Raw genomic sequence first — 24,127 nt, 5'->3', positions numbered from 1 at the left:
CTTGCTGCGATCCGCGCGCCGCAGCGCCGCCTCGGCGTTCTTCAGGCGCGTGACGTCGACGAACGCGCCGATGGCGCCGCGCGGAGTGCCGTCAGGATCGCGCAGCGCGATCGCGTTCCCGTAGAGATGCGTGACCTGGCCGTCGTCGAAGCGCAGCTCCTCTTCGTAATCTCTCTAATCGCGCCCACGAGCGGCGCGCTGCAACGGCAGTTCGTCGGGAGAAAGCTCGGCACCATTCGCCCAGACGGAGAAAGGCCATGCGGGCACGGCGTCGGCCGCGCTCCTCGACAGATTCTCTCCCATCGGCATGCGGAGTGTTTCATGGCCGGCGCGATTACCGTGAATCTCCCGGCAGTCCGGATCGCGCGCGATCCACACGGCCGCGGGTACCGCGTCCATCAAGGCCGCGATCTCGTCGGCGCGGGCGAGCGCACGCCGTTCGCTCTTGCGCAGCGCATCCTCGCCCGCGCGCTGATCGGTAACGTCGGTGGACGCCTTCACGAAACACGGCTCGCCGTCGATCTCGATGCGAGCGCTGGACAGCAGCACCTTGATGACTCTTCCCTGCTTCGTGTGAAGCGTCGTCTCGACGCTGTGCTGGGTCGTCGCACCCGGAGACGCGATGAACGCCGCTCGATCCGCGGCGCTCCAGATGCCTAGATCGATCGAGGATCTCCCGACGACGTCGTCGCGCTGAAACCCCGTGAGCCGAAGAAATGCGTCGTTGACGTCGAAGAACACGCCGTCGCTCTGGCGCGTGATCGCCAGCGGTTGCGGACTCAAATGAAAGACCGTCTCGAATTTTCGCTCGGACGCGCGCAACGCATCTTCAGCCGCGCGGCGGTCGTGCATGTCGAAGGCCGCCGCGAGCCAGCGCGTTACCGTGCCGTTACCGTCTCGGACCGGCGCGATGCGCCCGACGTGCCAGCGGTATTCGCCGTCCGCGGTTCGAATGCGGTACTCGATCTCGGTCGGCTCGGCCGTTGCCAGCGCGTGGTCCCAGCGTCGCGCCAGCTCGTCGCGATCGTCGGGATGGACAACGATGAGCGCGCCCTTGCCGTTGAGCGTCTCGTCTTCAGTAAGGCCCGTCAGCTCGAACCAGCGGTCGTTCACCCACTCCAACTGGCCGTGCGCATCGCACGTCCAGATGATTTGTGGCAACGCGTTCGCCAACGCACGATCAGCCGCATGGCTGTGCGTCCGCGCGTGCACGTGACCCTTCCCGCGTTCCGAAGTTCGAGTCGTTGACGGCACCCCGAGTGGGCACGAGTTGGGTTGAGTATGCGACCGGGTACCGGCGATCGCCAGATCCAACGCCTGTCAATCGAGCGTGCCTACACCGCCCTATTCCACCCGAAGCGTCGTCGCCGGCTCGACGCGCGCCGCCCGGCGCGCCGGAATCCACGTTGCCGCCGCGGCGACCGCGAGCAGCAGCAACGCGATCGCGATGCCGATCAGGTATGGATTCACCTCGGGCGCTATCACAATTCCCTGATTGAGCCCGATCTCGAGCGCCACGACGCTGAGTGGCAGCCCGAGTGCCAGCGCCGCGACACTCACGCGGACGCCCGAGGCGAGAAACATGCGCGCCACCTGCATGGGCTGCGCACCGAGCGCGATCCGAATGCCGATCTCGCGCGTCCGCTGGCGCACGGCGAGTGAAACGATTCCGTAAAGACCGAGCGACGCCAGCAGCATCGCGAGCACACCGCCGGCGCCGGCCAGCCCCGTCTGCTGCAGCATGTCCCGGTAGTCGCGCTCATCCGATTGCGCCAGCGTCATCATCGACGTCACGGGCAGCGACGGCGCGCGAGCACGCACGAAGCGTTGCAGCTCAGGCTCGAAGGGCGCCGCGGGACCGCGCGTGCGCACGAGCACGCGATCGTGCCGCCACTGCTTGCCGCGCGCCGTGTACACGCGCACCGGCTTGTCGCCACGTGCGGCGCCGCCGTTCCACGTCATGCCCGGCGCGCTGCTCGTTGCGTCATACACGCCGACCACGGTCATCGTGATGGAGTCCTGCTTCCACCCGGGCAGCGGCGGCGAGACCAGCGTGCGTCCAACCGGATTCGACTCCGTCCACAACTTCCGCGCGAGATCGCTTCCGATCACGACGGGATAGGCCAGCGACATCGGGAGCGTATCCGCGAACGAGACGTCGCGGCCAAAGACGATCGGTACGTCGACCGCCGAAAACCATCCCGGCGCCGAGCCCTCGAGCGTCACGACCGTTGGCACCGTATCAGTTTGTGCATGACGCACGCGACGATCGGGCGCGAACACGCCGCGAATGGCGAAGCCGGTGACTTCGGGAACTGCATTCACAACCTCAGGCCGTTCGGCAATGCGCGGCACGAGCGAGTCGACCGCTTCCGCGCGCTGGCCCGGCGCGCCGGACGCCAGCGGATGAAAATTGATCGCGACGACACGCCGGCTCATCTCCGGCGCCAGCGGCTGATACTCGGCGATCACCAGCGAAAGCATCGTGCCGAGGAACACGAGCAGCGGCTGCGAGAGCGCGATCTGCGCGACGACGAAGCCGCGCTGCAGCCGGCCGCGTCCACTCACCGCGGTGCCCGAGTCGCGCAGCGCGTTCGCGACGTCGCCGCGGGTCGCGTGCAGCGCGGGCGACAGACCGAACAGCACGCCGGTGGCAACCGCCAGCACGAGCACGAACGCGAACGTGACAGCGTCGGGTGTGACGTCCACGCCGTTGATTTCAGTTTTCTGATTGTAGAGCAGCGCGATCCAGGCGAATGTCAGCCCGATCGCGCCTCCGGCGAGCGCGAGAATCGTCGATTCGGTGATCAGCTGCCGCAAGACCCGCGCACGCGATGCGCCGAGCGAGAGGCGCACGGCGATCTCGTGCCGCCGTCCGACGGCGGCGGCGACCATCAACGAGCTGATGTTCGTGCACGCGATGAGCAGGATGAGGACGCCCACCGTGATGATCATCGTGGTCGCCATCACCATCTCGTTATGATCTTTCCCGGGCGCCACCTCCTGCATGCCGAAGACCGAGGCCGTGCGCGCCATTCCAACGCGTGTCGCGGAATCGGGAAGCGATGCCGTGATCACCTGGCGCGTAAACGCGGCGGCGCGGTCGCGCGACACTTGCGGTGCGAGTTGCGCGACAGCCGAGAGCACCGCGTCGTCGGTCAGCCATCGAACCGGCGCATGCGCGATGCTCGCCCGAGCACTCACCGGAATCCACAGCTCGGGTTCGTTCATGTTGCGCAGCGCGCCCTGAAATCGCGGCGGCGCGACGCCGGCGACGTACACCGGAATTTCGTTCACGATGATCCGCCGCCCCACCGCGGCGGCAGCGCTGCCGTACAGCGTATCCGCCATGGCATACGACATCACGGCGGTCAAGTCCGGCGTATCGCGCACATCAGTGCGTTGCGCGAGTCCCGGTCCGGCGACGATCGTGACGCCCAGCGCGTGGAAATAGTTCGGTGTCACGAACTGCATCTGCATGCTGCGAGCGGCGGATGCGATCGTGCTGTCGGCGCCCAGCACGACTTCGTCTTCCGTCCACGCGGCGACGTCATGGAAGATGTCTCGACGTTCGGCAAGCGCGGTGATCTCCGCGTACGTGAAGAGCCGCGGCTGCCACTGCGCGGTGGGCGTTGCGCGCTCCTGCGACCACACCCGGACTTGATCCGCGTTCGGCGAGACGCCCGGCGCGGGCCGGAAGAACTGCGATTGAATCAGCGAGAAAATCAGCGCGTTGGCGCCGGTGCCGAGCGCGAGGACGGTAACGATGATCGCGGTCGTGGCCTTGTGACGCGCGAAGTAGCGGTGCGCGAACCGCGCGTCGGCGAGCACATCGTGAGCCCAGCGCCCGCCGCGTACATCGCGCGCCTGTTCCTGAAGCACGCCGACGTTGCCGAATTCGCGTTCCGCGGCGCGCCGCGCGTCTTCCTGCGACATGCCGCGGGCGGCGAAGCGCTCGGTGGCGCGCTCGAGATGCTCCGCCATCTCGCTCTGCATGTCACGCTCGAGCGCGCGGCGCGCGACGAGCGCGCGAATGCGCCGCATTGCCCATCCAATCGGATTCACTGAAACCTCGGCGCGACGGTCAGGTAGTCTTGAGAATGGCGCCCAGCGCGCCGGAGAATCGCGCCCACTGCTCGCGCTGATCGGCGAGGTGTCTGCGGCCGGCGGCCGTGAGCGAGTACACCTTGGCGCGGCGCCCCTTGGGCGTTGCGCACCACTCGGCCTTGATCAAACCACGCTCCTCGAGACGATAGAGCGCGGGATAGAGCGAGCCGGCATTCACTTGCAGCACGTCACTCGAAACCGCCTGAATGCGCAAACTCAGGTCGTAGCCGTTGGTCGGCTCGGCGCGGAGCATCTGGAGGACGATGAGATCGAGAGTGCCTTGCAGAAGCGAGGCATGGGCGGGAGGCATTTTTCGCTAGACCGTCTAGTGGTGGAACCAATCTGTGATCCGTCCACTAGAACGTCAAGTGGAGAATTGAATGGTGGGCACTTCGGTGTGCATATTGAAGCCATCCTCTCTTCCTCTTCGGCCCGCCCCATGCCGCCCAAGAAAGCCCCACGCAAGATGCCGGTCTTCAGCAAGCCCGCCGCCGCCACGCTCGACGCATTCGAGCGCGCCACGGGAAGCGTCGAGCGTGCCGAGCGCCGAACGATGTTCGGCTATCCGTCGCTCTTCCTCGGCGGCAACATGATGGCGTGCGTGTTTCAGGACCGCATCATGGTGCGTTTGTCCGAGGCCGATCGCGCGGCGGCGATGAAAATTCCCGGCGCGAAGCCATTCGAGCCGTCGCCCGGTCGCGCGATGAAGGAGTACGTGGATTTTCCGCGCGCGGTGATCGACGATCCCGGGGCGCTCGCGAACTGGTTTGGTCGCGCGGCCCGTTACGTCGGGACGCTGCCGGCGAAAGCTGCGAAGTCGCCGAAGAAGAAAGCGGCGAAGAAACGCTAGTCCGTCATCTCGCCACGACGCGAATGACACCCTTGTACGTTCGCGCCGTCACACGCGACGCACCGTCGCCGACGTCGAATGTCATCGGCCGATTGCCGGCCGCGGTGGGCATCGACGTCACCCCGCCCGCCTCGATGTGCCCCTCGATGCTCGACAGTGTCATTCGCGCCGACGCGGTGCGCGGCAGGTTCAGCTCGATCGCACCCGAGTGCGTCGACATGTCGAGCACCGCGCCGCGTGCCGGCGACGCCGTGTAGCGAATGTCGCCGCGGACCGTCGCCAACTGTCCACGCTTCACCGACGAGGTCGCGATCACGAGCGGGCCTGTGATGGTCGATGCATCGACGTCTTCCGGTGCGCCGGCAACGACGAGACGTCCATCACCCGTCCGCGCACGCACCCACGGCGTCACCGCGCTCAACTCGATCGCGCCGCTCATCGAGAGCGCATCCAACGAGGTCGCGGTGCCGGCGAGCGCGATGTCGCCCGACACGGTGTAAAACCATCCCGATACGTCACGTGCCGAGATGGATGCACTCACCGTGCGCGCGGCGACGCGGGCGCCGCGCGGCAGGTAGACCGTCAGGTCCGCCGACGTGACCGCGGTCCCTCCGTTGTGGTCCTCGACCCCGAACTTTAGAGAACTGGAATCGCCGCCGAGATAGAACTGTCCGGCGCGCACGCGGCCGCGAATCACGAGCGAGTCTTTGTCCCAGCCGACGAACCGCACCGAACCGGCGTCGTAAAAGACCTTGAGCTGGGCGTCCGCCCGGACGCGGCGCGCGCGCACCACCGGACCGTCGCCTTGTTGCGCACGGCCGGCGGCCGGCACGAGCAATGCCAGCGCGAGCGCGGTCGCGATGCGCGCGCTACCCCGCATTACCAACTCTCTGAAGTACGTCCACCTTCCGCCGATACGACTGCGCGAGCAATTGCCGCAGCGCAGAATTCCGCGGATCGCGCGCGACCGCATCCTGCAGCTCGGCGATGGCCGAGTCGACGACCGCGAGGTCGTGGTCGATGGCGCGCACGGCGTCGGGGCGCAGCATCGCGCGCTGCAGCTCGAGCTGCGCCAGGAGCGCCTGCGCTTCGTCCTGGTACAGGCGAACGGAATCCGATGCGGCCGTGAGTTGTACGTCATTCGTCGAGGCGGACACCACAGGCTGCTGCGCGGTGTGGCGGCGAAGCGCGAAACCCGCGACTCCAACGCCTACGAGAAGCATCGCGGCGGCAGCGACGGGCCATCCCACCCGGCGCGGGCGTTCGGCCTCGCCAACCGCGATCGACGCTACCTTCGCCGTGTCGATACGCGTCCGAATCTCCGGCCACAATGAGGCCACCTCGCCTTCGTCCATCGTCTTCAACGCCCGAGCCTCCGTCACCAGTCGCTTGAGTCGCGCGACGTCGTCGGCGCACGCCGCGCAGGCCGCCAGATGCGCGGCGACATCGGCCGACGCGTCGCCGGCCAAACCTTCGGCAACCATTTGCCGCTCTGCTTCCGTCAGATGCCGAGTGTCGTGTGTCATGATCCAAGCACCTTCAGCATGGCACGCCGAGCACGCCACAGCTGCACGCGCGCCGTCGCCGCGGAAATTCCGAGCATCGCCGCGATTTCATCATGGCTGTAACCGTACACGTCATAGAGCAGATAGATTTGTCGCGAGCCGTGCGGCAACCGCGACAGCGCCGTTTCGATATCCATGCGCGCGTCGCTCGACGCGCCCGCCTCGTGCCGTGTCGGGATGAGCGACACCTCGTCGATCGTCGCCAGCGGTCGCCGCTTGTCGCTTCGCAACCGCTCGAGCACCACGTTCACCGCCAGCCGATGCAGCCACGTGCCGAACGCGCTCTGTCCGCGAAACGACGCGAGTCGTTCCCAGGCGCGCACGAACACGTCCTGCACGAGCTCGCGCGCCGCCTGGTTGTCGCCGGTCATGCGCCGGCACAGCGCGAGCACCATACTCGCGTGCGCGTGGTACAGCGACTCGAACGCCGCAACGTCCCCGCGCTGCGCACGCTTCACCACCTCGCGCTCGTCGTGCGTCAACTCATTCCGCCCAACATGAAGTAAGGTCTGCATTCGAACTGTTGGACGGTGCCGGGGGTCGAAACGCTTACACGCCGGGTCCCTTGTCGATTTCCCAGCTGCCGGTCCGTTCGCTTTCCGGCGTACCGGCGCGATACATGATCACGTTGGCCTTCTCGAGGGTGATCAGCCCGCCGCCGAGCATCTTGTCCAGCTCCGGGAGAATGGCCTGAATCTTCTCGTCGGTCTCGACGCACTCGATGACGATCGGCATGTCCGACGAAAGATCGGCGAAACGATCGGTGTGCAGCGTCGAGCTGGCGCCAAAGCCCATGATGCCGCGAAACACGGTGGCGCCGGCGTAGTGCCGCGACCGCAGCAGCTCGACGATCTGCCGATACGTCGGCTTGCCCTCGAAGCGGTCCGACTCGCCGATGTGAACGCGCATCAAGACGCGCTCGCCCTTGAAACCGTGCACGATTCACCGCTCCCCGCGTCAGCCCTCGGCGCGCATGGTCACGACATAGTTGGCGGCGGCGAAGCCAATGGCCACCGCAATGAGACTCAGCAGCACGCTGCCCGCGACATACAAACCGGCGCGGCCATACTCGCGATCCTGCACCAACATCAACGTGTCGTAGCTGAACGTCGAAAATGTGGTGTAGCCGCCGCAGAATCCCGTCGTGAGAAAGAGCCGCAGCTCCTCGCTCACCGCACCGGACTGCAGCGAATAGCGAAGCAGGAAGCCCAGGAGCAGGCTCCCCGTCACGTTGATGACAAAGGTGCCGAACGGAAAATCAGCGCCGGCGCGTTGCTGGATCATTCCGCCCAGGAAGTAGCGCGCCACGCCGCCCGTCGCGGCGCCGATCGCGACTGCCCACAAGTTTCGCATGCCGATAAGGAAACGCCGTCAAGACGGTTGGGCCAGACGTCAACCCGTCGTCACTTCGCCAGCGCGTGGTTGGTGAACGCTTTCTCCAACGTGACCTCGCGCACTACACACGGCGCCAACCACGAGGGCACGGCAACCGCGTGATCCACATGCTCCAGCTCGACCTCGGCCAGCCACAGATCCGGGCGATCGAGGAATTCGTCGATCTCCCACCTCAGGTCGCCGTCCCGAACGTAGTAGCGCCGTTTGCGGACGCGTGCGCCCCGCGTGAGCGGCCACACCGCCTCGAAGAACTGGATGGTTGTTTCCTCTTCCGCCTCGAAGCGCTCGAGTCCGGAGCCGGCCTTGACCGTGCGAAAGTACGTCATGGCACCGCGCGCGTCCTTTATGCGCCGCACGCGCTCGTTGATGCGCGCGCCGGGCAAATATCCCTGATCGATCTCCACGGAATTCGCATCGTCGAGCCGTGTCGGGCGGCCAGTGAGCAAATACTTTCGCTCGATTTCGCGATCCTGGGAGTGGTGGGCCGGCATTTGCGGATTCTATTCAAGTACCCTGGCAGCCTCAACCGCAATTGTTCTGCTCGGCATTGCCCTTGCCTTCTTCGTGGGCGCCCATGCCCGCCCCAACGACGCATAGTACGACGTTCACGCCGCGCCCCGGACCCGGTCCCGAGGCGCTCGACGCGTTGCACCTGAGGCTCGACACGCTCGAGCGTCAATCCGGTGCGCGCGCGCTCGCGGTCGCCGTCTACGATACCGAGACTCAAGCCAGTTTCCGGCGCCACGCCGACCGCTGGTTCCATGCCGCCAGCACGATCAAGGTCGCGATCCTGCTCGGCGTCTACGCCTCCATTCATCACGGCTGGCTGCTGCCCCACTCGCGGCTGCACGTTCGCAACCGCTTCATGAGCGCGGTGGACGGCCATCCTTTTCGCGTGGCCGCCGACCGCGACGCGAACTCCGAGGTCCACGACTCGATCGGCAAGATGATGCGCGTCTCGGAGCTGGCGCTGCACATGATCGCGACGAGCAGCAACCTCGCGACGAATCTGCTGCTCGATCTCGTCGGGCTCGACACGGTGCAGCGCGCGCTCGACGAGCTGTCGATCGACGGCATCGACATCCGCCGCGGCGTCGAGGACGAGCGCGCCTTCGAGCGCGCGATCAACAATCGCGTCACCGCCGACGGCCTCGTGCAGCTGCTGCGACTCGTCGCCGAGGAGCGCGCGTACTCGCCCGAGCTGTCGCGCGAGATGCTCACGATTCTGCACGCGCAGGAATTCCGCAACGGAATCCCGGCGCGCCTGCCGTCGGCCGTGCGCGTGGCGCACAAGACCGGGGAGATCTCGACGATCGCGCACGACGCCGGCGTGGTGTACGCGCCGAATCGGAAGCCGTACGTGATCGCGGTGCTCACCGAGTGGTCGCCCGAAGCAACGGGTCGCAAGCAGACGATCGCGGAGGTGTCGCGGGCCGTCTTCGAGCTGCTCGCGGAGGCCAAGACGAATGGGTGAGGCGCATCGCTTTCCGCTTGCTGTCGTCGATGGCCTGCGTTTGGAAAAGCCGTTGCGCGACGCGCTGCTGCCGGGGCGGCTCATCCACGACGACAGCGGGAAACCGCGCCGGCTGCCGCGCTATTTCTACGAGATTCCGTCGTGGGAAGCCGCGATGAAAGTTCAACTCTCGCCGAATTTCGCGCTCTGGGAGTTCATTCAGACGGACGTGCGCGAGGCGGCGCCGCTTCGCGCGTTTCCGCGCTACGTGCCGTGCGCGATCACGCTCACCGCACTGTGCCTCGAGCAGCTTCGGCAGTCAGCCGGCACCTTCGTTCACATCGCGGCGAACGGCGGCTATCGCTCGCCGCGGCATTCGCTCAACACGAACGCGACCCCGCACAGCTGGGGCACGGCTGTCAACATCTACCGGGTTGGCGACGTGTTTCTCGATGACCGCGAGTCGATCGAGCGCTACGCGGCGCTCGCGCGACAGGCGCTGCCCGGCGCATGGACGCGGCCCTTCGGCGCGGCGCACGGTCAGACCGATGATCAGCTCCATATTGATTTCGGCTACGTCGTGTCGATGCCGCACGACGCTCCCGAGCAATTCCTCGGCTTCGACGCCGAGCGGAGAGTGTCGTGAGCACGCGGGACGCCGTGAAGCCGAACAAAGGCGAGGAGCGCGTCGAACGCTCGGTCGCGCTGGCGGCGGTGGGGCTCGAAGCGGAATTCTCTGTGGTGATCGATGGCAAGCCGTCGAAGCCCGAGAAGGTGTTCGGCAGTCCGACGCGCATCGTTCGCGTGCCGATGATGCATCGCACGGGGCGGTCGTATCATTTGCCGACCGGAGGCGCCGTGTATTTCGATACCGGCGTGATCGAGATCGCGACGCCGGTCATCGAGATCGAGCCGGGATGCGCCGCGCGTGCCGGCCGTTCGCTGTGGGAGAACATTCGCTATCTCCGCCGCGAGCTCGACGCGTGGGAGAAGCGCGAAGGCCACACCGTGCATCTCGCGGGATTCAGCACGCACTACAACGTGTCCTTCGAGCTGCCGGAGCACGAGCGCGGCGACAACCGCACGGTCGAAAAGCTGGCGCTGCTGCTCACGCACATCGTGCCGTTCCCGATGATGCTCCTCTCGGCGAATCGTCGCTCGACGGGCATTGGGGTGCGTCCGCGGCGCAATCGCATCGAGATCACGGCCGACTTCACGCCGGATGCGGCGCTGATGATCGCCGCGGCGACGTTCGTGATCGGAGTCGCGCGCGAGGTGATGACCTGGCCGACGTTCGATCTGTCGGCGCTCGACCGGCACGACATTCCGGTGGTGCGCGACTTCAAGCCGGAGCCGCACAGCTCGCGCAAAGGCTGGGTCGCTCGCTATTCCTCGTTCGGCGAGAACCCCTTCTGCGCCGACGTGAACGAGCCGCTGTGGAAGACGCGCCGCGGCGAGCTTCTCACGCTGCGCGAGATGGCAACGCGCGTCACGAACTACTTCCGTCCGTCGATCGCGAAGCTGGCCGATCGGCGCTCGCTGCGGCTCATCGAGCACGTGATGCAGGGTCGCACACCGTCGCTGCTGGAGCTGGACGATCGCCCCGCGTCGTACGAGAGCGTGGGACGCCTCTGCACGTGGACGAATCTCTTTCCCGTGCGCGCGCTGGCGCGCAGCCGGTACGAGCAGGTGTTCATTCGCGCGATCTCGGGACGCAAGCTGCAGATTGGCCGCGACTGGTTCACGCCGACGGGAATGAAAGGGTGGTCGCATGTCGTGTTTCTCCGCGACCGGGACGAGACGCGGCATGTGTTCTCGCTCGACTATCTGCTCCGGCATCTCGACACGTGGGAGGTCGGTCCGCGCGCGGCGCAGCGGATTCGGCGGAGCTTGCGAGAGAGACTCGATCGGCGGCAGTAGCGCCCCATCGTCGGCGCGAGGGAGCGTATCGCAGCGTTCTTTTGTCATCCCGAGCGACCCTGAGCGTAGCGAAGGCGAGTCGAGGGACCCCCTTCCCTGCGGAGGGCCCCTCCGTCGGGACGGGGGTCCCTCGACTGCGGCGCTACGCGCCTCCGCTCGGGATGACACGCGCTGAGGTGCAACAAAGTTCAGTAAATCATCCTTGCCCTGCCTCCGGCCACCCGTAGCATACTGACGACGCCGACGGTCTCCTCTTCCCGCTCCCACCCATCCCCCATGTGGCACGACCTGCTGACTCCCGGCATTCCGATCACCGAAAAGATCGTCCGCAGCCTGCTCGTCTACGTCTTCCTGCTCGTGGGACTGCGACTGGCCGGCAAGCGAGAGATGTCGCAGCTCAACTCCTTCGACCTCGTCGTGCTGCTGCTGCTGTCGAACACCGTGCAGAACGCCATCATCGGCAATGATAATTCTCTAACAGGCGGGTTGTTCGGCGCCGCGGTGCTGCTCATCGTCAACAGCGTGCTGGTGCGCACGCTGTACCACTACGGGAAGCTCGACAAGCTGGAAGGGCGCCCCGACGTGCTCATTCGCAACGGCCGCCTGCTTCGGCGCCACCTGGAGCGGGAGTTGATCACAGTGTCCGAGCTCGAATCCGCCGCGCGGCGCCAGGGAATCGATTCGCTGGCTCACGTGTCGGAGTGCCGGCTCGAGACCGGCGGCGCGCTGAGCTTCATCCAGCGCCACCCCACCGACGACGAGCAGCGGCATCACGAAATGCTCGGGCTACTGGGCCAGATCGATGCGCGTCAGCGCGCGATGGCCGAGCAGCTCGAGGCGGTCGAGCGGAAGCTGGCGGGCGCGGACGGCACCACGCCCTGATTCGCGAGCGACGCGCGCACTTCGCTGATGATCGCGACGCGCGCCGCATCGCGCAGGTCCGTCGCGGCGATGACACCCATCGGGCGATAGCGCGTTCGACGCAAGAGCGCACCGTCGGCGCGTGCGTCCACCGCGAGCATGAACAATCGCGCGCGCGCATGCGCTTCATCGCTGCCGCCGTCGATGCACGACGCAACCGGCGGAAGCGGCAACCGGTCGCGCGTCACGCGGGTTTGCCAGATCGTCCGCCAGGAGACAGGCGTCTCGAGCACGCGGCGCACGAGCAGCGTCGGATCGACTTGCATCGGATCCGCCCACTGCGACGCGAACGCGGCGCGCAGCGAATCCGGCACCGACGTCATCTGATCGATCGCCGAGAGTAACGATGCGGACCCGGCCAACCCGACGGCCGACGGCAGCCCCGCCGCATAGCCGGCAATGTTGGCGTCCTGCACGGCGGTGAGGAACGCGTCGCTGCGTCCCTGTCGCGCGAGCATCGACGCCACGAACCAATCGGAGCCTCGCGCGAACAACTCGGCCGGGCGATCCGACATTTTTCCTGACGACGCACCGACGGGCCGCATCAGTCGCGCATTCGCCAAACCACGCATCGATGCGGCGAGCGCGCCGCGCTGCGACGACATCGCGCGGTCGGTGCTGTAGCCCCCGCCTCCCGCGAACAGCGCGCGCGACGTTTGCCAATCGAGATCGTGTGAGAGCTCGTGCGCCAGCGTGCCGCTCGACGTGAACACGTCCAGTTGCAGCGACCGCGTCCGCGGATCGTGCATCGCGAGCGCGGAGTCGGGCAGGTCAGCGGTGCCGAACGCGACGCGTAATCCGGCGAACGACGCATAGGGAAAGACCGACGCCATGTCGCGCAGCGCGAGCTGCAGCTCACGACGGAAATAGGGCCGCCACGAGGAGGGAACCGATCGGCCGAACGTGACTCCCGAGAGTCCGAACTCGGACACGAGGTCGCTCTCGTCGGGACCGGCGTCGCCGACGAACCACGGCGCGCTCTGCGAATAGCTGCGCAACGCGACCGTCGATGCCAGCTGGGCCAGGCGTTCGGTGCGCGAAATCGAATCGTCGTCCGCCTGCGCGCGCGCGTATGTCGCCGCGAGCGTTTCATCATTCGTCGCGGCGGTCGCCTGCACGCCCTGACTGCGCTCGGTGACGATGATCTGGGCCTTTGGCGGCTGCTCGCGACCGAGCGTGGCAAGCCGCGCGGCGAATCGCGCGCTCAATACCGACACGCGCGCCCCGGTGGTCGGTGTCACGGTCACGCGCTCGAGCGTATCGAGCGCGTTCACGAGCGCGGGGACCGCGTTCATGGCTTCGACGCGCAACGACGACGTCATCGGCGCGAGCGTGGGTTGTTCGACGTCGAACGAGCGCGATGCGCGCCGATCGACCAACATCGTCATCACGTCTTCGTGGCGTTCGCTTGCATCGGCGAGCAGCGCGCGGGTATCGCGGAGCGCAAGCTCGCGATCGCGCACCAGAGCCGCGACCTGCGTCGCAATTGGCACGCTCGCCGAGCTCACTGTGCCCTTCCCGGCCGCGATCAGATACGCGAGCCGCACCGACAACTCGCCGGCACGCGGATCGCTTGCCGAGCGAACGGCCCGATCGATCAGTGCGAGATGCGCCTCGCCGATCGCGCCGACGCCACTCGCGGACCAGGGACCGATGCCGTCGAGCACGGACGGATCGACGACATAGGCGTCGCGTCGCAGCGTTCTACCGAGGAGCGCCCACGTGACCCGCTCGCCGAGCCACGGATCGATCCGCGGATCGTGCAGCGCTTCGTCGGCCAGGCGAAATGGGTCGCCCGCGCCAATGCGCAGCCGCTCGATGTAGCCGAGACCCACGGTGAGGGCGTCGCCGCGCGCGCCACGCGGCGCGGCGTTGCGCGCGAGCACGACGGTGGAATCGAAGTACCGCGTGCCGCGGGCGAGACGCGTGGCCGCGCTCGCGCTCATCGATGGGCGGTCGTTCACCGCACCGATCATCACCGCAACGCCTAACAGGCTCGCGGTCGCCAGCAGCGAGTACCGACGCACGACGTCCATCAGTCAATCATACACTGCGTCACCGAAGGAGTTGCGCCACGTACGGGCTCCCGGAGGCGCCTCCGGTGTATTTTGGTGCGATGCAAATTCACGAGCTGAGCTGGGGACTGGCAACATATGCCATGTTCGCCCTGCTCATCACGCCGTCGAGCGGCGCCGCGCAGCAAAGGCCCTCGCCCCCACGCCTGACGATGGAGCCCGGCCAAGCCGCCGGCGGTACCCTTGTTCGATTGACGATCGAGCGAGCTCCGCGGAACCTGGGCGACTCGATCGTGGGCGCAACGGGCACCATGGCGGGCGAGCCGCTCCATTTCCGCGCCGCGCCGGGCGGCAAACTCGAAGCACTCGGCGCCGTCCCGATCGGCATTTCGGATTCGCTCGTGGCACATGTGCAGGTCGAGCGTGCGTCGGGAAGCACCGATTCCGCGCGGCTGTTCGTGAAGTATCCGCATCAGCCGGCGCCGGCGCCGGCGAGCGTGGCGAAACGCGCCGCGGGCGCGCGACGCCTGCGCGTCGATGCGAGATTCACGAAACGCGACGCCGAGAACGACGCGCGCGTCGAGCGCGAGAACGAGCTGGCGCGCGAGATCGGCCACAAGGCGCAGGACACGCCGGCGATGTGGACGCAGCCCTTTCTGAGACCACGGCCGTCGAAAGTGACGAGTCGCTTCGGCAGCGGCCGCGTCTTCAATGGACGTCTCTCCAGCAGCCATCTCGGCATCGACTATCGTGGCAAAGTGGGCGAGCCGATCTACGCCGCCAATCGCGGGGTGGTCGCGCTCGTGGCCGAATTCTTTCTCGCGGGCAACGTGGTGTACATCGATCACGGCGACGGATTGATGACCGCGTACTTTCACATGAGCCAGCCTGAGGTCGCCGTGGGAGATACGGTGGAGCGCGGCCAGGAGATTGGTCTCGTCGGCGCGACGGGTCGCGTGACGGGACCGCATCTGCACTGGAGCGCGCGCTTTGGAGCTTTGACAATCGATCCGGCGGATCTGTTGTCTCTGGGGCCGCCGTTTGTGGAGAAAGGCGGAGGCGGGGTGGCGACGGGCGGCAAGGCGAGACGCTAACAAGGTGCTGCGAACGCTCCGTTAGAGAACGCTCTTCACCGCCCCCCGAGAGTAATCGACAATCCGACCATCGTCTTCCCGTTGGTGATGATGATGCGTTGCACTCCAAGGCTCGCGCCGATGTTGCTCAGACCGTTGGTCAGCGCGATGCCGCCGCCGATCATCGCACGCTGGCCGCTCGCACTCGGCGCGCCGCTGCTGATTTGCTCGTTCCCGAAGCCGAAGGCCGGCGTAATCCACGGCACGATCCGCAACCCCTGCGTCGGATCGCCGTTGAACAGCAGCGCGATCGGCAAGCCCACCATGCCGCTGAACTCGTGATCGACGTTGCGCGGCTTGCCGTATCCTAGCTCGCCGTTCACCGACACGGTGATGCGCGTCGCGGGTGCGGTCCCGAGCGCCGCCAGCCGCATGTCGCCGCCTACCCCAAGCATCAGCCCCGGCGAGCATCCGACCGTGTTGCTGCTGCACGTGGGAATCGTGGTGCCGCCGGTGAGCGATACCGTCGCCTCGGGTGTCACGGGCAGCACCGCGGTGGCGCCAAGGTTGTTGAAACCCACCGCGCCATTCGTCGGGACGTAGCCATAGCGAATCGCGAACACCACGCCCTGCTGTCGTTGATCGAGAATGGTGCTCGTCGCGATGGGCGCCACTGCTCCCGGTGGCGTGAGCAGCAGCGCACCGTACGCGGCGGCGTTGTTGATGTCCGACGATGAAACCTGCGCCGCCAGCGGCGACGTGGCGGCAACGGCCATGAGACCAGTCGAAAAACCAACCACCACGCAGGCGCGGGGAAAGCGAATCAGGTGCACGTGAGTTTCTCCAAGGAGTTGGTCTCGTCGCGCTGCACGAGGCGTGCTACGCCTGAGCTTTACCCACGTTGATTTACGGCCGAGCTCGCCAAGGGTTCAGCGAGGCATTGGGTCTTCCCCGGAAAATCGTGATCCGCCGAATACCACGGCCCGGCACGTGCGCCCTCACGGCGGCCGTAACCGGTACCCCAGGGAGGGAGCTCATGTCAGATATCAAGCGCACCGCCGCTCTCGGTTTGTTGCTCGCGCTCACAGGCGGCACGTTGGCCGCGTGCAAGGGTCACAACCAGACGGCGTACAACGACTCGACCGCGGCCAACAGCGCCGCCGGACGGCTCGACACCGCCGGCACGCCGGGTAATCCGTCGGCGGCCGCCGCGACACCCGCCACCGACTCGACCGCCGCGGCCAACACGGCGAACACCGCCAACAAGTGGTCGAACAACGCGATCGTCGCCTACGCCACCGCCGCGAACGAAGGCGAAGTCCAACTCGGCCGGCTTGGCGAGAAGAAGGCGACCAGCGCGGCTGTGAAAGCGTTCGCGCGGCAGATGGTCACGGATCACTCGGCCATGCTCGCCGAGACGAAGAAGCTCGGCACCAAGATCAAGGCGATGCCCGATACCACCATGGGCGACGTGCACGACCTGATGGGTCACTCGCGCGACGAGCTCAAGGAGCTCACCGACAAGGCCGCGGGCGCGGACTGGGACAAGAATTACATGGACAAGATGGTGTCCGACCACAAGGACGTTCTGGACAAGCTGCAGGACGCCGCCAAGAACACCACCGATCCCGACGCGAAGAAGGCGCTCGAGGGGGCGGTCGGGAAGGTGCAGACGCATCTGACGAAGGCGCAGGACATCCAGGCGAAGATGCCATAAGTGCCTTTAGTGCCGTTAGTGCGGTTGGTGCCGTAACTCGGCGACCGTACAATCAGGCGCGGAGGCACGAAAAGAGCACGGCCGGCGACCCCACAGGGTTGCCGGCCGTTTGCCTTTTTTGCTCTGGTGCTCGCTCCCTCGTCGATCTACGATATGTCCATGAACGTTCCCCCCGAGCAGCCGACGCGGGCCTCGCTCGAGCGACGACTTCCCCTGACCATTACCGCCATTCTGGCGGTGATTCTCGTGGCCGCGCTGGTCGCGACCTACGAAACGCTGGCGCATGCCGCGCGGGACAACGCGCGCGCGTCCCTACGGCGCGCGACGCACCAGCTGGCTATCCTCGCCGACACGTCGATCGCGCTGCAGCGCTTGCGGTACGCCGGCGTCGCGCACGACTCCGCCGTGCATCGCGCCCTGCGGCGCGGCGCGAGCGATTCCGCGGCATTGGCGGCGATCACCCGTCTCCGTGTGCCGTCCGACTCGGGCCTGCCGATCGAGCTGTGGACGGCCACCGGCAAGCGCATCGCGTTCGTCGGGCAGGATCGGTTGACGGCGCCCGCGCCCTCGCGCGACGACCGCGGCGTCACCAAACCGAGCCTCCACTTCGACGGCGTCGACTCGGTCCGCGCGGTGGACTCGGCGCAGATCGGCCGCCTGTATCTCGTCGGGACGCGAAGCTATGTGTGGACGCTCATACCAATTCTCGAACAATCGCGGGCGATCGGCTATATCGCACGGCAGGGGCGGATCGCGGCGAATCGGCAAATCGACGAAACGGTGCGTGCCCTCGCCGGCAACGACGTCACGACGTACTACCGCAACGCCGACGGCACGGCCTGGACGCGCATCGACGGGGCGCCGTTGGCCGCGGCACGGCTCGATTCGACGGCTCGCGGCTTGATCGGCGAGCGGCCGGACGGCCCGTCGGTGCACGAAGAGGAGCGCGTCGCAGCCACGCCGCTCATCGTCGGCATGGAGCTGCCCGAAGCCGCGGTGTTGAGCGGTCCGCGCGCGGTCGTTCGCCGGCTCATTCTTCTCAGCATCATTCTGCTGTTGACGGGCAGTCTGCTCGTGTGGCTCGTCGCGCGGCGCGTGGCGCGGCCGCTGCACGAGCTCACGGCGAGCACCGAAGCGATCGCGCGCGGCGATTACGCTCCGCGCACCGAGCCCCGCGACTATGACGAGGTGGCGCGCCTGGCAAGCGCGTTCAACCACATGACCCAGGAGATCTCGGCGAGTCGCTCGGAGCTGGAGCAGCGAACGAGCGAGGCGCAGGAGGCCAATCGCGCGAAGTCGGAGTTTCTCGCCACGATGAGCCACGAGCTGCGCACGCCGCTCAATGCAATCGGCGGATACGTGGAGCTCATCGAGATGGAGCTGCGCGGTCCGATCACGGACGCGCAGCGCCGCGATCTCTCGCGCATTCGCGCGGCGCAAGGGCACCTGCTGGGCTTGATCAGTTCGATGCTCGACTTGAGCCGGATCGAATCCGGACGCGTGTCGTACGACATCGAGTCACTGGCCGTGGCGCCCTTCCTGACGAACATCGGCGAATTGGTGGCGCCGCAAGCCACGTCGAAGTCGCTCGAGATGCACTACGTCTCGTCCGACGCCGCGCTCGCGGTGAGAGCCGACGCCGAGAAGCTGCGGCAGATTCTGCTCAACCTCCTCTCGAACGCCATTCGCTTCACGCCCACCGGTGGAACGATCTCGCTCGATGCCTCGCCGCTCGAGAATTCGAGAATCAGCATTCGCGTTTGTGATACCGGCCCGGGCATTCCCGCCGAAAAGCACGATGCGGTGTTCGAGCCGTTCGTGCAGCTCGACCGGTCGCTGACGAATACGACGGAAGGCATCGGGCTTGGCCTCGCCATCAGCCGCGACCTGGCGCGCGGCATGGGCGGCGATCTGCGCGTCAGCGACCGGCCGGGCGGCGGCGCGTGCTTCACGCTGACGTTGCCCCGCGCGCGCGCCGCCGGTGCGATGCAGGTCCACACCGGCGAGACGGCGAAGGCGAGTCTCAGCAGCTAGCTCTTTTTCAGCGTGACCATGACCGCGCCCATCGTGTGCCCGGTCCCGAACCGCTGCGTCGCCTCGGCGGCGGACAGACGCCGCACCTCCGCGACGTCGGCGACGTTGATCTCGCGCAGCGACTCCACGCCGCCGCGATGCACGCCTTCGACGTACACCTCGATCTGCTCGGGGCCGGCGCCGTTGCCGAAGCTGGCATTGCCGCGCGTTTGAAAGAATGCCGGGCGCGCGCGCTCGATCGCGGAGTAGAGATCGCCGGCGCTCATCGCGAACTCCGCGGCGGTGATCAGGTTCGGGTTGCGCGCTTGTTGTCGCGGCTCCGGCGTGGCGCTCGACGCGGAGCCGGCTCCGCCGCCGCAACAGGCGACTGCGGCAACGATCAGCGATCCAATGAGAAAGCGTCGCATGGGGTTCATCGGGTGAGGGTCGTGTAAAGACTCGAACGCGGAAAGCGCGGACGCAAGCCCCACTCATGTCCCGGGAAAACAACGAAAAGCGGTGGAAGGGTTGGCCCCTTCCACCGCTTTCGTTCACTCAGTACAGGTTGTAGCAGGTCTTACATGGCCGGTTCGGCGATCTTACGCCTTGCGGTCGATGCAGCCCTTGAAGTTCGGGTTCGCCTTCTCGCCGTCCGGCACCGGGAAGTTGACGTCGGTGCCGAAGTTACCCGGCTTGTGGAACTGCCCCGTCGGGAAGACTTGATCCTGCGTCTTGCCGTAGAGTCGGATCTCGCGACGCAGATTGGGCACACGCTCGCCGCGGCCAAACTGCCAGAACGCCGCCTCGCGGAAGAGGATCGCGACCGCATCGCTCTTCGTCGTCGGCGTGGTCGTGAGCGCCGGCAACGCCGGCACGGACAGCGGACCAATCTGTTGCTTCGACGTACGCAGCGCGTTCAGGATGGTCATCATGCCGGCGAAATCGCCCGAAGCCATGTGCGTCTCGGCCTCGAGAAGACGCGCGTCGATGCCGCTCACGAGCGGCACCGGATCGCTGCGTCCCGGATAGACCTGCTGGTCAAACAGCGGTGTCACACCATCGAACGGCTTGACGGACTTTGGCGACGCGGCGGTCGGCACCCGTGGATCGTGCGCCGACACGAACGGCGTGGCGTTCTGAATGCGGCCGGTGACGTTGTCGACGCTGTCGCTGACCGTGTAGCGGCCGGCGCTGATGTTCAACGCCCACAACTGCTGATCCTGCGTCGTCGGGTCGAACGTCTGGTCGTACTCGAACGACGTCGGCACGACTGCCGAGGTGACGAACGGGGCGGCCGCTGCCTGCTGGCCGAGATTCATCAGCGCCCGGGCCTTGCCGATCGACGCGGCCTGCTTGACCTTCGCCGCGAGAGCCGCGTCGTTTTGCTCCTTCCCTGCCAGCGTCAGCGCGCTGTCGAAGTGCACGGATGCCTGCTTGAAGATCGAATCGTCCGTCAGCGACGGGCCATACTGCGGCACACCGTTCACCGTGTAGGTGAGCGGAATGCCGTTGCAGAAGTTCTCGGCGAGCTCCATCTCGAGGAATCCGAGGGTGAAGTACATCTCACCGATCGCCGCCGAGGAATCAGGCGTCAACTGGAACGACTTGTCGATGGCCGTTCGCGTGAAGCCGCGCGCTTGCTGCAAGCCGTTGTACGCCGTCTGGAGGTTGGCGTTGTTCGTCTGGATGCTGCGCTGGTCGATCTCGTTGCGCTGCGAGAACGTGTCGCTCGACTTCCATTCGTCGGCGAGCAGCCCGCCGTACATCCACATGCTTTCCGTTCCGGCCGCGCGACTCTTCAGCTGGCCCAGCGCCGACACCCGCAGCGCGGTCGCCGCCGCGGGCGTGCTCACCTGCGACGGGTCGATGATACCCGGATTCTGAGGAGCGAGCAGCTCCTGTTTCACGTCGCACCCCGAAAGCAGGGGTGCGACGGTCAACGTGGCGCTCAACAGCGTCCATCGAGCGCGCTTCAAAGTATTCAGCATCTATGATCGTCCTCGAGGGAGTCTTAGTAGTGGAGGTTGAGGCGCACCGTGAAGTACGTCTTCGGCGGCTGCGTGATGAAGTCGTCCGGGATGTCAGCGGTGCCGGTGGCGCCGGACGTGTAGTTCGATTCCGGGTCCACGCCGTCGTACTTCGTCCACACGTGCAGGTTGCGCGCGCCGAGCGTGATGTTCGCGTCCCTCGCGCGGAGCCGTGCCGCCAGCGTGTTCGGCATCTGCACCACCGCCGACACTTCACGCAGGCGCCAGAACTGGCCGTTCTCCCAGTAGCCGCGGCTCGTCGTGATGCGCGTGCCGTTCACGATCGTGCCGGTGCTGTTCGCCACGGCGCGGGCCTGACGGTAGAGCGACACCGTCTTGTCCTGATCTTCCTGACAGGACCGTGGCAGCTGCTGGCAGACAAACTGTGCCGTGGCGTTCTCGTTCACGTAGCCGCCCTTGTAGTCGAGCAGCACGTTGATGCGAAGGCGGCGGCGCAGGAGGTCGAACCCGTTCTGCAACGAGAGCAGATCGCGCGGCGCCGAATACCCGGCGAAGACGACGCCGGTATCGACGGTCACTTCGCTCGACTGAATGATGCCGTCGCCATTCTTGTCGGCGAACGTGAACGGACGCAGGAACAGGCCGTTCACCGGGAAGCCGACGGAGTCGCGGGCAGCACCCGTGCCGATCGTCTTGTTCGGCTTTCCGTTCGCATCAAAACCGAGTGTTCCGATCTTGTTCGAGTTGTGCGAGCCCGAGATCGTCAGGTCCCAGCCAAACTGCGAGCGATCGACGATCTGCGTGTTGATCGCCGTTTCCCATCCGCTGTTCTGGACGGAGGCGATGTTCGAGCGAACGGTCGTCGCCGAGGGCGCCGCCGACGTGGCGATCGGAAGGCTGACGAGCGCATCCTTCGTCTTCTTGTTGTAGTACGTCACGTCGAGATTGACGCGGTTGCCGAAGAGGCGGGTCTCGAAGCCCGTCTCGAGCTCGCCCGACCGCTCAGGCTTGAGGTTCGGGTTTCCGAGAGCGCTCTCCTGCAAGCCGGTCGTCGGCGCGTCGGCCAGGTTCACCGTCACGGCGCGGAAGGTCCGCAACGCGTCCGTGGAGCCCGGCTGCACGCCCGACTGGCCGTACGCGCCGCGGAGGCGGAACATGTTCAGCCAATCGTACTTCGGGAAGAAGCTCTCGTCGGACATGATCCACGACAGGCTGGCCTTCGGGTAGAAGACGCGCTGGAAGTTCGTGCCGAACGCGCTGTTCTGGTCCGAGCGCACCGCCAGGGTCAGGAAGAGCCGATCGCGAATGCCGCCCTGCTCCTGCACGTACACGCCCAACGTCTTGGTTGCGGTGGCCTGCTGGTCCGAGGAACCCTGGATGGCGGAGTCCTGCGTGCGCGTCGCGCCCGGCGGAAGGGTCTGGCCGCTGCCCTGGGTATTGTCGGACTCGATGTTCACGTAGTCCGCGCCGACCGACGTCTTGAGGTTCAGGTACGACTTCGGGTTCCACGACGAGTTGCTGACGATCTTCGCGGTGAAGTCGCGATGCTGATTGTGATCGTCCTCGATGAATCCGAGCTGGTCGGTGCTGAACGCCGGGCAGTTCGAGAACTGGCAGAGGTTGATGTACTGCGTACCGGAGTAGTCGATGCCGACCGTCGCCTGGTTCTGCATCCAGGTCAGCGGACGCCACTGCGCGTCGGCGCTTCCGGTCAGGCGCTGAATGCCTTCCTCGGTGATCTGCTCGAACACCTGCGCCGGCGAGAAGCGCGCATAGCCGCGAAGGTTCTGGCCCTCGGGGCTCGTGCAGTTGTAGTCGAAGTTGCACGACGCCGTGCCGCTGCCGAGATAGATCAAGCCGCCGATGCCGGTGATGTTGTTATCGACGTTCGGCGCGCGCTGATCGCTCTTTCCGAAACCGGCGTTGATCGAGAGGTCGAGCTTCGGGGTCACCGACGCGTTCAGGTTCGCCCGGATGTTCTGGCGCTGCATCGCTTCGGGATTGATCCACTCGTCCTTGGCCGCCGTGTGCAGCGTATCTTCGAGGAACGTCCGCGCGAAGTTCGGCATGTGGTACGTGCCGACTTCGTCGAACAGCTCGCCGCTCACGAAGTAGCGAACGGCGTCGCTGCCGCCGCTGACCTGCAAACCATAATTGGTGTTGTGACCCGTCTGGAACGGACGAATGCTCGGGTCCATCGCGACGTTGATCGACGTGAGGCTGTCCGCGATGCACGTGCCGGCGGTGTTCGCCGACGTGAACATCGTGGCGAGCTGGCAGCGCGTGTTGACCGTGGGCTTGGCGGCCGTGTGGCCCCAGAGCGCGTACGTCGACGGATACGTGTTGCGATCCTGCACGGCAGCGCCTTCGACGAACCAGTTCCAGCGCGCCGAACCAGAGCGGCCCTTCTTGGTGGTGATGACGATGACGCCGTTCGCCGCATCGGTACCGTACAGCGTCGCGGCCGACGGACCCTTCACGATCTCGATATTCTCGATGTCTTCGGGCGAGATGTCATTTACGCGGCTCGGTGCCGTGCCGCCGACGCCGATCGCGATGGCGGCGTTCCCGGCCTGGCTCGTTAGGCGCACGCCGTCGATCACGTAGATCGGGTCGTTCGTGAGCGACAGTGAGCTCGTCCCGCGGACGCGGACGCGGCTGCCACCACCGGTCATGTTCGAGGGCATCACCTGCACGCCCGGCGCCTTCGCCACGAGAAGGTCGCCCATGTTCTTGATCGGCGACTCCTGCACCTTCTTCGTCACGTCGATCGTCGCGATCGAGTTCCCGAGCTCGCTGCGTCGCTGCTGACCCGTCGCCGTTGTGACGACCTCCTGCAGGACCACGAGGGTGCGGTCGAGCTCGAAGTCGAGCGTGGCTGCCTGTCCTACCGTCACGGTAACGGGGCGCTTCTGCTCCACGTAGCCGACGCGAAGCACGCGCACTTCGACGTTGCCGGCAGGGACACCCCGGAGGGTGTATCGGCCGTCCGCATTCGTGAGCGTGAAGATGGACGTCCCTAACACGATCACGCGCGTATCCGGAAGCGGCTCCGGGCTCCCGCGTACCGTCACTCGCCCCGTGATGCTCGCTGCCGCCGCCGGCTGCTG

General features: G+C 66.4%; 23 protein-coding genes. 9 read left to right on the top strand and 14 right to left on the bottom strand.

Annotated features, from left to right (window positions below; genetic code table 11):
* Position 1: 1 nt before the first annotated feature.
* Complete coding sequence (locus VN706_04735) at positions 2-124, top strand: hypothetical protein (protein ID HXT14911.1); 123 nt, start codon at positions 2-4, stop codon at positions 122-124.
* 50 nt (positions 125-174) lie between these two features.
* Here the strand turns inward: VN706_04735 and VN706_04730 are convergent, their stop codons facing one another.
* From VN706_04730 to VN706_04720, 3 genes are all read right to left on the bottom strand, one after another.
* A complete protein-coding gene (locus VN706_04730) occupies positions 175-1,212 on the bottom strand; it encodes a PAS domain S-box protein (protein ID HXT14910.1) in 1,038 nt (345 codons plus the stop codon).
* 132 nt (positions 1,213-1,344) lie between these two features.
* Positions 1,345-4,065, bottom strand: coding sequence for an ABC transporter permease (locus VN706_04725; GenBank protein HXT14909.1), 2,721 nt, complete (start codon positions 4,063-4,065; stop codon positions 1,345-1,347).
* Positions 4,066-4,084: 19 nt separating this feature from the next.
* Positions 4,085-4,417: a PadR family transcriptional regulator gene (locus tag VN706_04720; GenBank protein ID HXT14908.1), complete on the bottom strand. Its 333-nt coding sequence runs from the start codon at positions 4,415-4,417 to the stop codon at positions 4,085-4,087.
* A 129-nt stretch (positions 4,418-4,546) separates the two neighbouring features.
* Here VN706_04720 and VN706_04715 point away from each other — a divergent pair, with 129 nt between their 5' ends.
* Complete coding sequence (locus VN706_04715) at positions 4,547-4,957, top strand: TfoX/Sxy family protein (protein HXT14907.1); 411 nt, start codon at positions 4,547-4,549, stop codon at positions 4,955-4,957.
* 4 nt (positions 4,958-4,961) lie between these two features.
* Here the strand turns inward: VN706_04715 and VN706_04710 are convergent, their stop codons facing one another.
* Genes VN706_04710 through VN706_04685 form a run of 6 tightly spaced genes read right to left on the bottom strand, consistent with a single transcriptional unit; the run spans position 4,962 to position 8,408 of the window.
* Positions 4,962-5,837 carry a DUF4097 family beta strand repeat-containing protein gene (locus VN706_04710; GenBank protein ID HXT14906.1) on the bottom strand — a complete coding sequence of 292 codons (876 nt, stop codon included), beginning with the start codon at positions 5,835-5,837 and terminating at the stop codon, positions 4,962-4,964.
* The gene (locus tag VN706_04705; protein HXT14905.1) at positions 5,827-6,483 is read right to left on the bottom strand and encodes a hypothetical protein; all 657 of its coding nucleotides are present in this window, start codon (positions 6,481-6,483) and stop codon (positions 5,827-5,829) included. Before VN706_04705 ends, VN706_04710 begins: the two co-directional genes overlap by 11 nt.
* Positions 6,480-7,037 carry an RNA polymerase sigma factor gene (locus VN706_04700; protein ID HXT14904.1) on the bottom strand — a complete coding sequence of 186 codons (558 nt, stop codon included), beginning with the start codon at positions 7,035-7,037 and terminating at the stop codon, positions 6,480-6,482. The genes VN706_04705 and VN706_04700 overlap by 4 nt, the downstream gene beginning before the upstream one ends.
* A 34-nt stretch (positions 7,038-7,071) precedes the next feature.
* Positions 7,072-7,461 (bottom strand): DUF190 domain-containing protein, encoded by a 390-nt coding sequence (locus tag VN706_04695; protein HXT14903.1) that lies wholly within the window; start codon positions 7,459-7,461, stop codon positions 7,072-7,074.
* Between the two features lie 18 nt (positions 7,462-7,479).
* Positions 7,480-7,875, bottom strand: coding sequence for a fluoride efflux transporter CrcB (gene crcB / locus VN706_04690; protein HXT14902.1), 396 nt, complete (start codon positions 7,873-7,875; stop codon positions 7,480-7,482).
* 50 nt (positions 7,876-7,925) lie between these two features.
* Positions 7,926-8,408 (bottom strand): hypothetical protein, encoded by a 483-nt coding sequence (locus tag VN706_04685; GenBank protein HXT14901.1) that lies wholly within the window; start codon positions 8,406-8,408, stop codon positions 7,926-7,928.
* Positions 8,409-8,491: 83 nt separating this feature from the next.
* On the opposite strand from VN706_04685, the gene VN706_04680 reads away from it, so the two are divergent.
* From VN706_04680 to VN706_04665, 4 genes are all read left to right on the top strand, one after another.
* Positions 8,492-9,391: a serine hydrolase gene (locus VN706_04680; protein ID HXT14900.1), complete on the top strand. Its 900-nt coding sequence runs from the start codon at positions 8,492-8,494 to the stop codon at positions 9,389-9,391.
* On the top strand, positions 9,384-10,016 hold the full coding sequence (locus tag VN706_04675; protein ID HXT14899.1) for a hypothetical protein: 633 nt from the start codon (positions 9,384-9,386) through the stop codon (positions 10,014-10,016). Before VN706_04680 ends, VN706_04675 begins: the two co-directional genes overlap by 8 nt.
* On the top strand, positions 10,013-11,290 hold the full coding sequence (locus VN706_04670) for a hypothetical protein (protein HXT14898.1): 1,278 nt from the start codon (positions 10,013-10,015) through the stop codon (positions 11,288-11,290). Before VN706_04675 ends, VN706_04670 begins: the two co-directional genes overlap by 4 nt.
* Positions 11,291-11,566: 276 nt before the next feature.
* Positions 11,567-12,172 (top strand): YetF domain-containing protein, encoded by a 606-nt coding sequence (locus VN706_04665; GenBank protein HXT14897.1) that lies wholly within the window; start codon positions 11,567-11,569, stop codon positions 12,170-12,172.
* Here the strand turns inward: VN706_04665 and VN706_04660 are convergent.
* A complete protein-coding gene (locus VN706_04660) occupies positions 12,100-14,247 on the bottom strand; it encodes a hypothetical protein (GenBank protein HXT14896.1) in 2,148 nt (715 codons plus the stop codon). The two genes, VN706_04665 and VN706_04660, sit on opposite strands and share 73 nt — an antisense overlap.
* An 80-nt stretch (positions 14,248-14,327) precedes the next feature.
* Between VN706_04660 and VN706_04655 the strand changes: the two genes are divergently transcribed.
* A complete protein-coding gene (locus VN706_04655; GenBank protein ID HXT14895.1) occupies positions 14,328-15,320 on the top strand; it encodes a M23 family metallopeptidase in 993 nt (330 codons plus the stop codon).
* Between the two features lie 35 nt (positions 15,321-15,355).
* Here the strand turns inward: VN706_04655 and VN706_04650 are convergent, their stop codons facing one another.
* Positions 15,356-16,132, bottom strand: a complete 777-nt coding sequence (locus tag VN706_04650) for a hypothetical protein (GenBank protein HXT14894.1) — start codon at positions 16,130-16,132, stop codon at positions 15,356-15,358.
* 203 nt (positions 16,133-16,335) lie between these two features.
* Here VN706_04650 and VN706_04645 point away from each other — a divergent pair, with 203 nt between their 5' ends.
* Positions 16,336-17,016, top strand: coding sequence for a DUF4142 domain-containing protein (locus VN706_04645; GenBank protein ID HXT14893.1), 681 nt, complete (start codon positions 16,336-16,338; stop codon positions 17,014-17,016).
* A 159-nt stretch (positions 17,017-17,175) separates the two neighbouring features.
* Positions 17,176-19,050: a HAMP domain-containing sensor histidine kinase gene (locus VN706_04640; GenBank protein ID HXT14892.1), complete on the top strand. Its 1,875-nt coding sequence runs from the start codon at positions 17,176-17,178 to the stop codon at positions 19,048-19,050.
* Here the strand turns inward: VN706_04640 and VN706_04635 are convergent.
* The 3 genes from VN706_04635 to VN706_04625 all read right to left on the bottom strand — a co-directional run.
* Positions 19,047-19,457, bottom strand: a complete 411-nt coding sequence (locus VN706_04635) for a hypothetical protein (GenBank protein HXT14891.1) — start codon at positions 19,455-19,457, stop codon at positions 19,047-19,049. The genes VN706_04640 and VN706_04635 overlap by 4 nt on opposite strands.
* A 171-nt stretch (positions 19,458-19,628) precedes the next feature.
* Positions 19,629-21,017: a hypothetical protein gene (locus VN706_04630; protein HXT14890.1), complete on the bottom strand. Its 1,389-nt coding sequence runs from the start codon at positions 21,015-21,017 to the stop codon at positions 19,629-19,631.
* Positions 21,018-21,040: 23 nt separating this feature from the next.
* On the bottom strand, positions 21,041-24,127 hold a 3,087-nt coding region (locus VN706_04625), incomplete at its 5' end, for a SusC/RagA family TonB-linked outer membrane protein (protein ID HXT14889.1).

The organism is Gemmatimonadaceae bacterium, from assembly GCA_035606695.1.
Classification (GTDB): Bacteria; Gemmatimonadota; Gemmatimonadetes; order Gemmatimonadales; family Gemmatimonadaceae; genus JAQBQB01.
Note: the sequence above shows the minus strand (reverse complement) of the source record. Positions and strands in the feature narration are given on the sequence as shown.